Annotated in this window: 17 protein-coding genes; 11 read left to right on the top strand and 6 right to left on the bottom strand. The window is 69.3% G+C overall.

Annotation, left to right across the window (positions count from 1 at the left end):
* Positions 1-25: 25 nt before the first annotated feature.
* From ACQ66R_RS08905 to ACQ66R_RS08885, 5 genes are all read right to left on the bottom strand, one after another.
* The gene (locus tag ACQ66R_RS08905) at positions 26-526 is read right to left on the bottom strand and encodes an NAD(P)H-dependent oxidoreductase (protein WP_430421150.1); all 501 of its coding nucleotides are present in this window, start codon (positions 524-526) and stop codon (positions 26-28) included.
* Positions 523-948 (bottom strand): hypothetical protein, encoded by a 426-nt coding sequence (locus ACQ66R_RS08900; RefSeq protein ID WP_430421149.1) that lies wholly within the window; start codon positions 946-948, stop codon positions 523-525. The genes ACQ66R_RS08905 and ACQ66R_RS08900 overlap by 4 nt, the downstream gene beginning before the upstream one ends.
* Before the next feature lie 12 nt (positions 949-960).
* The gene (locus ACQ66R_RS08895; protein ID WP_430421147.1) at positions 961-1728 is read right to left on the bottom strand and encodes an SDR family NAD(P)-dependent oxidoreductase; all 768 of its coding nucleotides are present in this window, start codon (positions 1726-1728) and stop codon (positions 961-963) included.
* Between the two features lie 79 nt (positions 1729-1807).
* A complete protein-coding gene (locus ACQ66R_RS08890; RefSeq protein ID WP_430421145.1) occupies positions 1808-2455 on the bottom strand; it encodes an OmpW/AlkL family protein in 648 nt (215 codons plus the stop codon).
* A gap of 210 nt (positions 2456-2665) precedes the next feature.
* Positions 2666-2920: a hypothetical protein gene (locus ACQ66R_RS08885; protein WP_430421143.1), complete on the bottom strand. Its 255-nt coding sequence runs from the start codon at positions 2918-2920 to the stop codon at positions 2666-2668.
* A gap of 297 nt (positions 2921-3217) precedes the next feature.
* Here ACQ66R_RS08885 and ccoN point away from each other — a divergent pair, with 297 nt between their 5' ends.
* The 11 genes from ccoN (at position 3218) to ACQ66R_RS08830 (ending at position 13857) form a co-directional block, all read left to right on the top strand.
* On the top strand, positions 3218-4708 hold the full coding sequence (gene ccoN, locus ACQ66R_RS08880) for a cytochrome-c oxidase, cbb3-type subunit I (protein WP_430426245.1): 1491 nt from the start codon (positions 3218-3220) through the stop codon (positions 4706-4708).
* An 11-nt stretch (positions 4709-4719) separates the two neighbouring features.
* Positions 4720-5457, top strand: a complete 738-nt coding sequence (gene ccoO, locus ACQ66R_RS08875; protein WP_430421141.1) for a cytochrome-c oxidase, cbb3-type subunit II — start codon at positions 4720-4722, stop codon at positions 5455-5457.
* Entirely contained in the window at positions 5454-5642 is a 189-nt protein-coding gene (locus ACQ66R_RS08870) for a cbb3-type cytochrome c oxidase subunit 3 (RefSeq protein WP_430421139.1), read from the top strand. The genes ccoO and ACQ66R_RS08870 overlap by 4 nt, the downstream gene beginning before the upstream one ends.
* On the top strand, positions 5635-6576 hold the full coding sequence (gene ccoP, locus ACQ66R_RS08865; protein ID WP_430421136.1) for a cytochrome-c oxidase, cbb3-type subunit III: 942 nt from the start codon (positions 5635-5637) through the stop codon (positions 6574-6576). Before ACQ66R_RS08870 ends, ccoP begins: the two co-directional genes overlap by 8 nt.
* A complete protein-coding gene (ccoG, locus tag ACQ66R_RS08860) occupies positions 6576-8069 on the top strand; it encodes a cytochrome c oxidase accessory protein CcoG (RefSeq protein WP_430421134.1) in 1494 nt (497 codons plus the stop codon). Before ccoP ends, ccoG begins: the two co-directional genes overlap by 1 nt.
* On the top strand, positions 8066-8557 hold the full coding sequence (locus ACQ66R_RS08855) for a FixH family protein (RefSeq protein WP_430421132.1): 492 nt from the start codon (positions 8066-8068) through the stop codon (positions 8555-8557). Before ccoG ends, ACQ66R_RS08855 begins: the two co-directional genes overlap by 4 nt.
* Positions 8558-8592: 35 nt before the next feature.
* Positions 8593-10725: a heavy metal translocating P-type ATPase gene (locus tag ACQ66R_RS08850; RefSeq protein WP_430426243.1), complete on the top strand. Its 2133-nt coding sequence runs from the start codon at positions 8593-8595 to the stop codon at positions 10723-10725.
* The gene (gene ccoS / locus ACQ66R_RS08845) at positions 10713-10871 is read left to right on the top strand and encodes a cbb3-type cytochrome oxidase assembly protein CcoS (protein WP_430421130.1); all 159 of its coding nucleotides are present in this window, start codon (positions 10713-10715) and stop codon (positions 10869-10871) included. Before ACQ66R_RS08850 ends, ccoS begins: the two co-directional genes overlap by 13 nt.
* A 55-nt stretch (positions 10872-10926) precedes the next feature.
* Positions 10927-12312: an oxygen-independent coproporphyrinogen III oxidase gene (hemN, locus tag ACQ66R_RS08840; protein ID WP_430421128.1), complete on the top strand. Its 1386-nt coding sequence runs from the start codon at positions 10927-10929 to the stop codon at positions 12310-12312.
* Positions 12313-12329: 17 nt separating this feature from the next.
* Positions 12330-12692 (top strand): STAS/SEC14 domain-containing protein, encoded by a 363-nt coding sequence (locus ACQ66R_RS08835; RefSeq protein WP_430421126.1) that lies wholly within the window; start codon positions 12330-12332, stop codon positions 12690-12692.
* Positions 12693-12914: 222 nt separating this feature from the next.
* Positions 12915-13857 (top strand): IS630 family transposase gene (locus tag ACQ66R_RS08830; protein WP_430419033.1). Its coding sequence is split into 2 segments (ribosomal slippage): positions 12915-13250 and positions 13252-13857, totalling 942 coding nucleotides; the frame shifts between segments, so codons are not numbered across the junction.
* 12 nt (positions 13858-13869) lie between these two features.
* Here ACQ66R_RS08830 and ACQ66R_RS08825 read toward each other — a convergent pair.
* Complete coding sequence (locus ACQ66R_RS08825; RefSeq protein WP_430421124.1) at positions 13870-14262, bottom strand: response regulator transcription factor; 393 nt, start codon at positions 14260-14262, stop codon at positions 13870-13872.
* Positions 14263-14291: the final 29 nt, after the last annotated feature.

Below are 14291 nucleotides of genomic sequence, written 5' to 3'. Positions count from 1 at the left end.
CGCTTGATCCGATGCCGGCGGCGGATCAAGCGACCTGCGGGGGGTGAGCCCGGAAATGCGCCTTGGCCGTGGTGCGAACCTTGGCCAGCACCTCGTCGAGCAGAGCGCCGGTATCGCGCATCCAGAAGTCGGGCGCCCCAGACGTCGTGTAGCTGACCAGCTTGCGTCCGGTGAGCGCCGGGCTCATGCCGCCGAAGATCGGGGTGAAGCCGAACCCCATGCCGAACACGCGGTCCACATAGCCCTTGAGGATCGCCGGGGCCGCGTTGAACCAGAGCGGATAGACGAAGGCGAACACATCGACATCGGCCAGCATCGCCCGCTCGCGCAGGACATCGGGGCGGAAGCGCGGGGGATGGGGTCCGGGGATCTCGGACGCCCTGAGCCGAGGGTCGAAGCGCAGGCGGTAAAGGTCGCGCACCAGCACGTCATGGCCCAGCGCCTCCACCGTCTGGCGGTAGGTCTGCGCGATCGCCGCGTTCAGGCTGGAGTGGGAAGGGTGGGCGACGACGACGGCGTGCTTCATGGCGCCTTCCCGACGCTGCCGGGCGCCGACCGCAGACGCAGAACCAGCCAGGGGGTCAGGCCCATGGCCAGCAGACCCAGCACCATCACGCCCCCTTGGGCGAGGTCGTATTCGGCGAGGATTTGCGACCAGGAGAGGCCGACGACGCGACCCAGCGCGAACTCGAACGCCAGGGTCAGCACCACCCAGACGCCGCCGACCGCCAGCGCCCCTCCAGCCGAGCGCAGTCGCAGCCAGGGCAGGCATACCCAGGTCAGCGCAAAGACGATCAGGACGCCGACGCCGACCGAGACCTGGCGCAGGGCAAAGAGCACGTCCGCGTCGAACAGCAGGCGGCGCAGCGCGCCGTGCGCGCTTTCGCACAGCATGATCAGCGCCCAGACCAGGATGGCGCGCAGCAGGGCGGGGATGGCGGAGGGCATGGCGCGTGGTCCTCAGTGGGCCGTGTAGCCGCCGTCGATCACCAGCTCCGCCCCAGTGACGAATTTGGCCTCGTCGGACGCGAGGTAGACGCAGCCCCAGGCGATGTCGTCGGGCTCGCCCATGTGCCCCAGAGGGTGCAGGGCGTCGACGATCGGCCGGCCCGCCTCGACGCCGCCCTGGCTCTCGAGGTAGCCCTCGACCATCGGTGTCCAGATGAAGCCGGGGTGGACGGAATTCACGCGGATCTTCTCGCTGGCGTAGATCAGGGCGTCCGTCTTCGTCATCAGCCGCACGGCGCCCTTGGAGGCATGATACGGCGGCACGTCGGGCGCGCTGACCAGGCCGTAGATCGAGCTGAGATTGATGATGCTGCCGCCGCCCGCCCGTCGAAGGTGCGGGATCGCGTGCTTGGTGCAGAAGAAGACGCCCTTCACGTTGACGCCCTGGACGAAGTCCCACTCGGCTTCCGTGAGCTGGTCGGTGGGCTTGTTGGCGCCCGCGACGCCGGCGTTGTTGACCAGGGTGTCGATCCGTCCGAAGCGCCGGGCGACCTCGCCCATCACCCGCTCGACGGCCGCTTCCTGGGACACGTCGAGCTGCCAGCAGCAGGCCTCGAAGCCGCGGCCGACGAGTTCGTCCACCAGGGCGTTGGCCGGGTCGATGAGCAGGTCGCAGACCGCGACGGCGGCGCCTTCCTCGGCCATACGCAGGGCGGTGGCGCGTCCGAGCCCGAGCGCGCCACCGGTGATCACGGCGACCTTGCCTTTCAACCGGTTCATGCCGACCTCCCAGATTTTCTGGAGGTAAGCCTAGACAGGCCGTGCGGCCGCCGCCTTGCGCAGGATCAACGCGCGACGTTTAGAAGCGGCGCCCCACCCCCGCCGAGAGCACCCAGGGATTCAGTGTCACCTTCGTCTTGATGCCCCGGGCCCGGTCCACCGCATCGGTCTCGAAGAACACCTTCTTGGCGTCGAGATTGATCGACCAGCTGTCGCGAAGCGCGACGTCGACGCCGGCCTGCAGAGCGGCCCCGAAGCCGTCGTCGATCTTGAGGTTGAAGCCGTTCTTGTTGTCGCCGCCGTAGAACAGCATGTAGTTCACGCCGGCGCCGACATAGGGGCTCACCTGGCTCGCGGGCGCGAAGTGGTACTGCAGCGACACGATCGGCGGCAGGACCCAGGTGTCCTTCACCTTGACGTCCGTGGCGGGGCCCTTGGCGCGGACCGTGTGCTGGGTCGTGCCGGCGATCGCCTCGACCGCCACGTGGTCGCTCAGGAAGTAGGTGACGCCGATCGTCGGCATCAGGTCGTAGCCGACGTCAGCCCGCAGACCGGTGGCGCCGCCCGCCAGCGTCGTGATCGGGTCGGTTCCCGTGGGGCTCACGTCGGTGATCCGGACGTTGAGGACCACGTCGCCCTTGGCCTTGGGCTGGAACGTCTGCGCCTGGACCTGGGTCGCCATGGCGAGACCGGCGAGCGCTGCAGTGACTACGTACATCGTCTTCATGACTCTATCCCCTTAGTGGCGGCGTAAGGCGCCGCTTGCGGGTCGCTTTGCCGCGTCGTTTCCGGGGCGGCTTTGATCTGGAGCAAACCGGGAATTCGAACTGACCCGGCGTGGGGAGCGACCGCGGCACATGGACCCGCCCGCAGATCCGCGGGTCGGTGGTGGTCCGGCGATTCAGATATTGTGGGATGCGCCGCGGGCCGCTGCGGCTCAGGCGTCCTGCGGGACAGCGCGCGGGGCGACAGCCACGGCGATCGCCGCGATCCCGGCCAGCGCCAGGGCCGCCGCGGCGTAGCACCAGGCGCAGTGCGGCGCCGAGCCCGCGCCGCAGATGGTCCCCAGGAGGGCCATGTGTTCGCGGGCGAGGTCGGCGGCGAGACCTGCACTGGCGAGCAGGACGCCACCGACCGTCCCGGCGGTGATCCGGAACACACGGTCTTCGATTGGATGGGGATGACGGCGCATTGCGGACCTCCGGAACGCCGCCTTGTCGCAGGGGCTCGCGCCGCGATCGTTGACGGAGATCAAAGCTGCGCCGGCGACGCTGCGGCAGAAGCTCGCCGTCTCTCACCGAAGCCGACGAGTTCCATGACGCAGGCCCAGATTCTCCGCGACGACACGCCGTTCGATGTCGTCGCGCTCTACATAGTCACCGGCCTGGCCGCGTTCGGCGCCTTGCTGGCGACCGCGTTCAGCCCGGACCCCAGCTTCCGGTTCCACAGCTGGATCATGCTGGCGGCCTTCCTCCTGGCCTTCCTCGCGATGTCGCTCCCGATGGCGGACGGCAAGCTCCGCTCAGACCCGACCCGCTATGCGGACGGCGTCGTGCGGGCCGGGGTCATCGCCACGATGTTCTGGGCGATCGCCGGGCTGGCCGCGGGGGTGGTTGTCGCCGCCCAGCTCAGCTGGCCCACGATCTTCTACTTCCCGGATGTCGAGTGGCTGAACTTCGGTCGGTTGCGACCGCTGCACACCTCGGCGGTGATCTTCGCCTTCGGCGGCAACGCGCTGATCTGCACGTCCTTCTATGTGGTCCAGCGCACCTGCAAGGCGCGGCTCGCCGGCGGCGTCTGGCCGTGGTTCGTGTTCTGGGGCTACCAGCTGTTCATCGTGCTGGCGGCCACCGGGTACCTGGCCGGCATCACCCAGTCGAAGGAATACGCCGAGCCGGAATGGTACGTGGACCTGTGGCTGACCATCGTCTGGGTCGCCTACCTCCTCGTCTTCCTGGGCACGATCTGGAAGCGCAAGGAACCGCACATCTACGTGGCCAACTGGTTCTACCTGGCCTTCATCGTCACGATCGCCATCCTGCACCTGGTCAACAACGCGGCGCTGCCCGTGGGCCTGCTGGAAGCCAAGAGCTACTCGGCCTATGCCGGGGTCCAGGACGCCCTGGTGCAGTGGTGGTACGGCCACAACGCCGTCGGCTTCTTCCTCACCGCCGGCTTCCTGGCGATGATGTACTACTTCGTGCCCAAGCGGGTGGGGCGGCCGGTCTACTCGTACCGCCTGTCGATCGTCCACTTCTGGTCGCTGATCTTCATCTACATCTGGGCCGGTCCCCACCACCTCCACTACACGGCCCTGCCGCAGTGGGCCCAGACGCTGGGGATGACCTTCTCGATCATGCTCTGGATGCCCTCGTGGGGCGGCATGATCAACGGCCTCATGACCCTCTCGGGCGCCTGGGACAAGCTGCGCACCGACCCGGTGGTCCGGATGATGGTGGTCGCCATCGCCTTCTACGGTATGGCCACCTTCGAGGGCCCGTTGATGTCGATCCGCGCGGTCAACTCGCTCAGCCACTACACCGACTGGGGCATCGGCCACGTCCACTCGGGCGCGCTGGGCTGGGTCGGCTTCATCAGCTTCGGCGCGATCTACTGCCTCGTCCCGTGGCTGTGGAAGAAGGAGAAGCTCTACTCTGACCAGCTGGTCGAGTGGCACTTCTGGCTCGCGACCACCGGCATAGTTCTCTACATCGCCGCGATGTGGGTCTCCGGCATCATGGAGGGCCTGATGTGGCGCGAGTACACGCCGCAGGGCTACCTCGCGAACGCCTTCGTCGAGACCGTCGCGGCCAAGCACATCGAGAACGTCATCCGCACCATCGGAGGTCTCATGTACCTCGGAGGCGCGGCCATCATGACCTACAACCTGTGGCGCACGATCCGCTCGCCCAGCGCCGCTCCGGCGGCCCTGGCGACCCCGATCGCGACGCCCACGCCCGCCCTCGCGGCGGCTGAGTAAGGGCCCCGCATATGTGGAAGCAACACGCACGCTTCGAGCGCCATTCGCTGTGGCTGGTGCTCGGGATCATCGTGGTCGTCTCGATCGGCGGCCTCGTGGAGATCAGCCCGCTCTTCTACCTGGAGAGCACGGTCGAGGAGGTCGACGGGGTCCGCCCGTACACTCCGCTGGAGCAGGCCGGACGCGACATCTACGTCCGCGAAGGCTGCTACCTCTGCCACTCGCAGATGATCCGTCCCCTGCGGGACGAGGTCGAGCGGTACGGCCACTACAGCCTGGCCGCCGAGAGCATGTACGACCACCCGTTCCAGTGGGGGTCGAAGCGCACGGGTCCGGATCTGGCCCGCGTCGGCGGCAAGTACTCCGACAGCTGGCACGTCGATCACCTGCGCGATCCGCGCTCGGTGGTGCCGGAGTCCAACATGCCGCCCTACGCCTTCCTGGCGAAGCGTGAGCTGGACTACCGCGCGATCGACAAGCACCTGGCCACCCTGACGCGGGTGGGCGTGCCCTACACCAAGGATCAGCTCGCCAATGCCCGCGCCGATCTCGAGCAGCAGGTCGATCCCTTTGCGGGCGAGACCTCGGACCTGAAGAAGCGCTACGGCGCCAAGGTGCAGCAGCGCGACTTCGACGGCGACCCTTCGAAGATCACCGAGCTGGACGCTCTGATCGCGTACCTTCAGGTGCTGGGCACCATGGTCGATTTCCGCACCTACAAGGCGGAAGACCCGGAGAACCTGCGATGAGCGGCCTTTCCTACGAGGCCGTGGCGACCTTCGCCCAGCAGGGCGGGACGCTCTACTTCGGCCTGATTTTCGCGGGCGGCCTGATCTACGCGCTCTGGCCGCGCCACAAGCAGGCGTTCGACCGCCTCGCCCAACTCCCACTTGAAGACGACACCCTAGAAAGCGACGGGGCGCCCCATGTCTGAGCGCGAACGCGACGAACACACCGGCACCGAGACCACGGGTCACGAGTGGGATGGCATCAAGGAGCTCGACACCCCGCTGCCGCGCTGGTGGCTGTGGGTCTGGTACGGCACGATCCTCTTTGCGGTCGTGTACTGGATTCTGATGCCGGCCTGGCCGGGGATCACCGGCTACACCAAGGGCGTCCTCGGCGCCTCGGACCGCGCCGAGGTCGTCCAGGAACTGGGTGACCTGGCCAAACATCGGCAGGCCGGTGAAGCGCGCCTGCAAAACGCCTCGCTGCAGCAGATCGAAGCCGACCCGGAACTGCAGGCCTACGCCATGCAGGTGGGCCAGTCGGTATTCGGCGACAACTGCGCCACGTGCCACGGGGCGGGCGGGGCGGGGCTCAAGGGCTATCCCAACCTGCGCGACGACGTCTGGCTCTGGGGCGGCACGCTGGACGAAATCCGCCACACGATCCAGGTGGGCGTCCGCTCGGGTCATCCGCAAGCGCGTGGCGAAAAGCTCATGCCCGCCTTCGGCCGCGACCAGCTGCTGACCGACGCGCAGATCAACGACCTCACCGAGTATGTGGTGGCGCTCTCGGGCCGCAAGGCCAGCGCGACCGCGGTGGCGCGCGCACGGCAGACCTTCGCCGACCAGTGCTCCGCCTGCCACGGACCGGCCGGGACGGGCGACCCTGCGCAGGGGATCCCGAACCTGACCGACGCCGAGTGGCTGTACGGATCGGACCGGGCTGCGATCCGTGACCAGCTGTGGAACGGCCGCAACGGCGTCATGCCCACCTGGGAGGCGCGGTTCTCGCCCGAGACGATCAAGGCTCTGGCCGTCTACATCCATGCCAATGCGGGCGGCGACGCCGAGCCGGCCGCACCCGCCGCGCCGGCCGTGGCGACCGCGCCGCAGGGGAGCGCCGTCGGCGCGAGCCGCTGATGCCCACCGTCATCGACAACGTCTCGCGCAAGCCGGCGGAGGGCCCGCAGTCCGCCGCCGGCAAGGTGCGCGAGAAGGCGAAGGACAAGGGCAGTCTCTACAAGCCTCGCGTCCCGATCTACCCCAAGCTGGTCCATGGCCAGTGGCGGCGCATCAAGTGGGCGCTGCTGATCCTGACGCTCACGATCTACTACGTGACGCCCTGGATCCGCTGGGAACGGCCGGGCGCCCTGCCGGACCAGGCGGTGCTGGTCGATTTCTTCGGCCGCCGCTTCTACTTCTTCGGCATCCAGCTCTGGCCGCAGGAGGTGCACTTCATCACCGGCCTGCTGGTCATCGCGGCGCTCGCGCTGTTCCTGGTGACGGCGCTGTTCGGTCGCCTGTGGTGCGGGTACGCCTGTCCGCAGACGGTCTGGACCGACCTCTTCATCTATATCGAGCGCGCCTTCGAGGGCGACCGCAACGCGCGCATGCGGCTGGCGGCCGCGCCGATGTCGCTCGACAAGCTGTGGCGCAAGGGCGGCAAGCATCTGGTCTGGCTGGGGGTGGCCTTCGGCACCGGCGGCGCCTGGATCTTCTACTTCCGCGACGCGCCGACGCTGCTCGTGGAGTTCTGGGCCGGCAAGGCCCCGATCCAGTCCTATCTGTCGTGCGCGATCCTCACGGCGACCACCTACGTCTTCGCCGGCCACATGCGCGAGCAGGTGTGCACCTACATGTGCCCCTGGCCGCGCATCCAGGGCGCGATGCTCGACGATCACTCGCTGCAGGTCACCTACCGGTACGATCGCGGCGAGACCCGCGGTCCACACAAGAAGGGCCAGAGCTGGGAGGGCCGCGGCGACTGCATCGACTGCAACGCCTGCGTCGTGGCCTGCCCGATGGGCATCGACATCCGCAACGGGCCGCAGCTCGAGTGCATCAACTGCGGACTCTGCATCGACGCCTGCGACGAGATCATGGACCGGGTGGAGCGTCCGCGCGCTCTGATCGCCTACGACACCGACGCTGCGGTCGCCGCCCGGGCGCGGAAGGAGACTCCGGTCTACAAGCCGATCCGCTCGCGCACGATCTACTACGCGGTGGCGTTGGTGCTGGTCTCCGGACTGGTGGGATGGGGCCTTCTGAACCGCCAGCCCATGGACCTGCATGCGTTGCGTGACCGCAACCCCACCTTCGTGCGCCTGCACGATGGGACGATCCGCAACGGCTACACACTCAAGATCGCCAACCGCACGTTCGTGCCCCAGACCGTGGACGTGAGTTTCCGCGGCGTGGCGGGCGCTCGGCTTCGGGCGCCGGGTGAACGGGCGGGGGAAACGCTGAGCGCGACCATTCCGGCCAACGAAGTGCGCGCGGTGCGCGTGTTCGTCACCGCCGACCCGGCCGCAGGCGCTGCCGAGAGCCTGCCGGCGGTCTTCGCGATCCGCGGCGCCGGCGGCGTGTTCGAGACCAAGACCACCTTCATCACCGGAACCGAGGCTCGCCCATGAGCGCCGCCGAAACCTCCGCCCGTCCGGGCTTCACGATCCGCGGCTGGCACGTCCTGGCCGGCGTCACGGCCTTCTTTGCCGTGGTGATCGCCGTAGACGCCTCGTTCATGGTGATGGCGATCCGGACCTTCCCCGGCCAGGTGTCGGTGACGCCCTACGAGGACGGCCTGCTCTACAATCGCCGGATCGCGCAGATCGAAGCCCAGGAGCGCCTGGGCTGGCGGGCCTCGGCCTCGGCGGCGCCGGGCGAGGTGGTGATGGCGTTCCAGGATCGGGCGGGTCGTCCGCTCACCGGCCTGACGGTCACGGGCAAGCTGGAACGGCCGGCGACCGAGACGGGGCGGGTGACGCTGCGCTTCGTCGAGACGGCGCCCGGCGCCTACGCCGCGCCCGGCGGCCGGCTCTCGGGCGCCTGGGACCTGACCGCCGAGGCCCGTGGCCCGTCGGGCGGCGCGTTTCTCGCGGAACGGAGGCTGACGTGGCCCTGACCTATGCCGCCCCGCGAGCCGACCTGGGGCTCTTCATGCGCCGCACCGACGCGGGCGGCGCCACCCTGGAACTGCTGGTGCCGGATGTGCGCTGCGCGGGCTGCATGGCCAAGGTGGAGCGCACCGTGACAGCCGTGCCCGGCGTCGTCGCCGCGCGCGTCAACCTGAGCCAGAAACGCCTTCTCGTTGAGTTCCGCGCCGGCGGCGGCGATCCCGTCGGCGTGGTCGCCGCCCTCGATGCGCTGGGCTATCCCTCGACGCCCTACGATCCCCAGTCGGCGGGGCAGGCTCGCGACCGCGAAGGCCGCGAGCTGATCCTGGCCATGGCGGTGGCCGGCTTCGGCGTCATGAACACCATGATGTTCTCGGTGCCGATCTGGGCAGGGCTGTTCGGTCAGGAACTGGGGCCGGCGACGCGCACCCTGATGATGTGGTTCTCGGGGATCGTGGGCGCGCCGTGCGCGCTCTACGCGGGCCTCCCCTTCTTCCGCTCAGCCTGGCGTTCGCTCCGGGCCCGCCGCGCCAACATGGATGTGCCGATCTCCATCGGCGTCCTACTGACCCTGGCGATCAGCTTCTCCGAGACGATCCTGCGGGGCCGCGACGTCTATTTCGACGCCGCCGTCTCTTTGCTCTTCCTGCTGCTGATCGGCCGTTGGCTGGAACATCGGCTGCGGGCCAGGGCGTCCAGCGCCGCCGCCGACCTGCTGGCCCTGCAGGCCACGAGCGCGACCCGAATCGGCCCCGACGGCGTCCTGACCGCCATTCCGCTCAACAACGTCGCGCCCGGCGACCTCCTGCTGGTGCGGCCGGGCGACCGGATGCCCGTGGACGGCGAGATCGTCGAAGGCGTCTCGGACCTCGACAACAGCCTGCTCACGGGCGAGACGGCCCCCGTGGTCGTCGCCGCCGGTCAGGCCGTCCGCGCCGGCGCGCTCAATCTCTCCGGGGTCCTGCGCCTGCGCGCGACGGCGGCCTCGGCCGACTCGGCGCTCGCGGCCATCGCGCGTCTGGTGGAGCTGGGCGCCCAGGCCCGCTCGCGCTACGTCCGGCTCGCTGACAAGGCGGCAGCGGTCTACGTGCCGGTGGTCCACACGGTTGCGTTGCTCACGTTCGCGGGCGGCTGGGCCCTGGGGCTGGGTCCGCGCGAGGCGCTGATCCGCGCGGTCGCGGTGCTCATTGTCACCTGCCCCTGCGCCTTGGGCCTGGCGGTCCCGGCGGTCCAGATCACCGCCTCGGCGCGCCTGTTCCGCAAGGGCGTGCTGGTGAAGTCCGGCGCGGCGCTGGAGCGGCTGGCCGAGGTGGACCACGTAGTGTTCGACAAGACCGGCGTGCTGACCTTGGGCCATCCGCGCCTGATCGACCCGGTCCCGGCCGCGGTCGCCATGGCCGCCCCCCTGGCGCGGGCGTCGCGCCATCCGCTGGCCCGCGCGCTGACCGAAGCCGCCTGCGACGGTCCCGTCGCGACCGCCGTCGTCGAGCACGCCGGCCAAGGCGTGGAGGGGACCATCGACGGACGCCGCGCCCGCCTGGGCCGGGCCGCGTTTCTGGGCGTTCCCAGTCGCGGCGACGCCACCGAGCTGTGGTTCGGCTTCGAGGGCGACACCAAGATCCGCTTCCGCTTCGAGGACACCCTGCGCCCCGACGCGGCCGAGACCATCTCGGCGCTGCGCGCGCGCGGCCTGACCATCGAGGTCCTGTCCGGCGACCTGCCCGGGCCGGTGGCCCGCATGGCCGAGGCGGCGGGCGCTACGGCCTGGCGGGCGGGGTGCACGCCACAGGACAAGGTCGCCGCCGTCGAGGCGCTGGCCGCCGCCGGGCACAAGGTGCTGATGGTGGGCGACGGCCTCAACGACGCGGGCGCGCTGGCCAAGGCGCACGCCGCGATGGCGCCGGGGACAGCACTCGAGGCCAGCCAGAACGCGGCCGACCTGGTGTTCTCGGGCGACCGCTTGGGGGCCGTCGTGACCGCCGTCGATGTGGCCCGCAGCGCGCACCGGCGCGCGTTCGAGAACTTCGGGCTGGCGGCGCTGTACAATGCGATCGCCGCGCCGGCCGCCATCCTCGGCTTTGTGAATCCCTTTGTGGCCGCGATCGCCATGTCGGCGTCTTCGCTGGTCGTCACTCTCAACGCCCTGCGCACCGGAGCTGCCCGATGGACATCGTGATGTTCCTGGCTCCGTTCTCCCTGGGCCTGGGCCTGATCGCGCTGGGCGCGTTCTGGTGGACCCTGCGCGCGGGCCAGTACCAGGATCCCGCAGGCGACGCCGCGCGGATCCTGATCGACGAACCGGACGACCGACCCGTGTCTTGATCTGGATCAGGGCGCGTCGATCCGGGCTCGTGAAACTGGGCGCATGACCCGTTCCATGCCCCTTGCCAGCGTCGCGACCGCCCATGGCCACCGCCTCGCCGACCTCGTCGCCCGCTATGACGGGCGCGCGCCGCGTTACACCAGCTATCCCACGGCGCTGCAGTTCACGCCGGCCGTGGACGAGGCCGTCTACCGGGCTTGGCTGGCGGCGCTGCCGGCGGACGATCCGGTGTCGCTCTACGTCCACGTGCCGTTCTGCGCCCGGCTCTGCTGGTACTGCGGCTGCAACACGCGCGCGGTGAACCGTCACCAGCCCATCGGCGAGTATGTCCGCCTGCTGCTGATGGAAATGGAGCGCCTGGGCCAGGCGATCGGACGCCGGCTGCCCGCGCGATCGATCCACCTGGGCGGCGGCACGCCCAACATGCTGTCGGCGCGGGACATGACCGCCATCTTCGACGGCCTGTCGCAGGTGTTCGACCTGGCGCCCGACCTCGAGGTCGCCGCCGAGCTGGATCCGGCCACCCTCAGTCGCGACTGGGTCCGCGCGGCGGCCCGTCACAGCTTGAACCGCGCCAGTCTCGGGGTCCAGAACCTCGATCCCACAGTGCAGGCCGCGGTCAATCGTCGCGAGACCTTCGAGGAGATCGCCGCCGCGACCGGCTGGCTGCGCGACGCGGGGGTCCGCTCGATCAATTTCGACCTGATGTACGGTCTGCCGCACCAGACCACCGCTAATACGCTCGAGACCATCGACGCGGCGGTGACGCTGCGGCCCGAACGTATCGCGCTGTTCGGCTATGCCCACGTGCCGTGGATGAAGGCCCATCAGCAACTGATCGACGAGGCGGCGCTGCCGGGTCCCGCCGCGCGCCTCGACCAGGCCGAAGCCGCGGCCGAACGGCTGGCCCGGTCGGGCTATGTGCGCATCGGCCTGGACCACTTCGCGCGCGAGGACGACGAGATGGTCCGCGCCATGAGCGAGGGCCGGCTGCATCGCAACTTCCAGGGCTACACCACGGACGAAGCCTCGACGCTGCTCGGCCTGGGCGCCTCGGCGATCGGGCGGCTGCCGCAGGGCTATGTGCAGAACGTGGCCCAGGAGCTGGGCTGGCGCGTCGCTGTCCAGACCGAGCAGTTGCCGGTCGCCCGCGGGGTGGCGCTTACCGACGACGACCGCCTGCGGGGTGAGATCATCGAGCGGCTGATGTGCGACCTGGAGGTGGACCTCGAGGCCGTCTGCGGGCGGCACGGCGCGCGGGTCTCGGACCTTGCAACCGCCATCGCCCGGCTCGCGCCCTTCATCGCCGACGGCCTGGCCACCCTGGAAGGCGCCCGACTGTCCGTGGTGGGTGACGGTCGGCTGGTGGTCCGCTCGATCTGCGCCTGCTTCGACGTCTACTTCGCCGCCGATGTCACGCGGCACTCCAAGGCGCTGTAGGCGGACGGGCGGGCGATATGATCGACGTTCTGCAATCGCCGGACCGCGTCGCGGCCTTCGCGATTTCCGGAACGCTCACGGGGGAAGACTACGACCGGATCATCGCGGAGGTCGAGGCCAAGCTGGTCCGACACGACCGGATTGGCATTGTGCTGGACCTGACCCAGTTTCATCACCTGACCACCGAAGCCGCCTGGAAGGATCTCCGCTACGATCTGTCGAAGCTTTTCGAACTCAAGCGCTTCCCTCGCGAGGCGATCGTCAGCGACAAGCGGTGGATGCAGATCGCGGCCCAGATCGCCGCTCCGATCCTGCCGCACGTGGAGGTCCGCGTGTTTGCGGCCCGCGATGACGCGCTGGAGTGGGCTGCAGGGTTCTGACCTGCGCGACGGCCGAACCTAGAGCCCGTCCCGGTTGGCTTGAATCAAGCCAACCGGGAGAAACGGGCTCGTCGTCTTCCTGCTGGAGCGCATCCCTATCGCCTGCGGCGCCTCATCCTCGGCGGGATGCGCTCTAGAGCGTGACCGCGCTTAGCTGAATCGGGATTCCGGGTTTGGGCGGATCATGATTCAAGATGTGGGCTGGATGGGAGGCCAGCTCGCATGGGTCGACCCTACTCGCTTGATCTGCGGGATCGAGTGGCGCGCTTCGTGGTGGCGGGCGGGACGTGCCGTGAGGCGGCGGAGCGGTTCGGGGTCGGGGTGGCGACGGCGGTGCGCTGGTCGCAGCGTCTGCGGAGCGAAGGCAGCGCCGCAGCGCGGCGGATGGGCGGTCATCGGCCGCTGGTGCTGGCGGGCGAGCGGGACTGGCTGCTGGCGCGGATCGCGGAGCAGCCGGACCTGACGCTCCGGGCGATCCAGGCCGAGCTCGCCGACCGCGGCGTGGTTGTGAGCTACGACGCGGTGTGGCGTTTCTACCTGCGCCAGGGCGTGACCTTCAAAAAAAAGCCTGCACGCCATCGAGCAGGACCGACCGGACGTGGCCAGGAAGCGGGACCGCTGGCGACGCCATCAGGGCCGGCTTGATCCGCGCCGCCTGGTCTTCATCGACGAGACTTGGGCGAAGACCAACATGACCCGCACCCACGGCCGCTGCGCGCGTGGCCAGCGGCTGGTCGGCAAGGTTCCTCACGGCCACTGGAAGACCCTGACCTTCCTGGCCGCACTGCGATGCGATCGGATCGACGCGCCCTTCGTCCTGGATGGGCCGATCAACGGCGAGTGGTTCCGGGCCTACGTCGAACAGGTCCTCGTCCCGACGCTCGCCCCCGGCGATGTGGTGATCATGGACAACCTCGGCAGCCACAAGGGCAAGGCCGTCCGCCAGGCCATCCGGCGCGCCGGCGCGCACCTGATTTTCCTGCCGCCCTACAGCCCCGACCTGAACCCCATCGAACAGGTCTTCGCCAAGCTGAAGACCCTCCTGCGCAAAGCCGCCGAGCGCACCGTCGAAGCCACCTGGCGACGCATCGGCCTCCTCCTCGACCACTTCTCAGCCGCCGAGTGCGCCAACTACCTCGTCAACTCCGGATACGCTCCATGCTGAAGCGGTCACGCTCTAGCGGGTCGGACCTCGTAGGAGATCGTGGATCGCCGCGATCAGGGTCTCGGCCTCAAGCGGCTTCTCGACGATCGGCGCTCCGGCGCGGGCGGCGGCGTCGCGCATCAGCGGCTTGGGGTGACTGGTGACGAAGATCGCGGGCAGGGCCACCTGGCGCGCGCGCAGCTGGCGCAGGGTGTCCAGCCCGCTGATCCCGGGCAGACGCTCGTCGAGCACCAGGCATCCGGCCGCGTCGAGCCCATCGCGCAGCAGGAGCGCCTCGCCGGATTCGAACGTCTCGACCTCAAACCCATCGAGATCCAGGGCGAAGGCCAGGGCGCGCCGCACGCCATCGTCGTCATCGACGACATAGATCGTCGGAGGGGCAAGGCTGCTGACGCGCTGATCCATGCGCGCAGCATCGCGTGCTGAATCCTAGT

Source organism: Phenylobacterium sp. (assembly GCF_965284355.1).
Taxonomy (GTDB): domain Bacteria; phylum Pseudomonadota; class Alphaproteobacteria; order Caulobacterales; family Caulobacteraceae; genus Phenylobacterium.
Note: the sequence above shows the minus strand (reverse complement) of the source record. Positions and strands in the feature narration are given on the sequence as shown.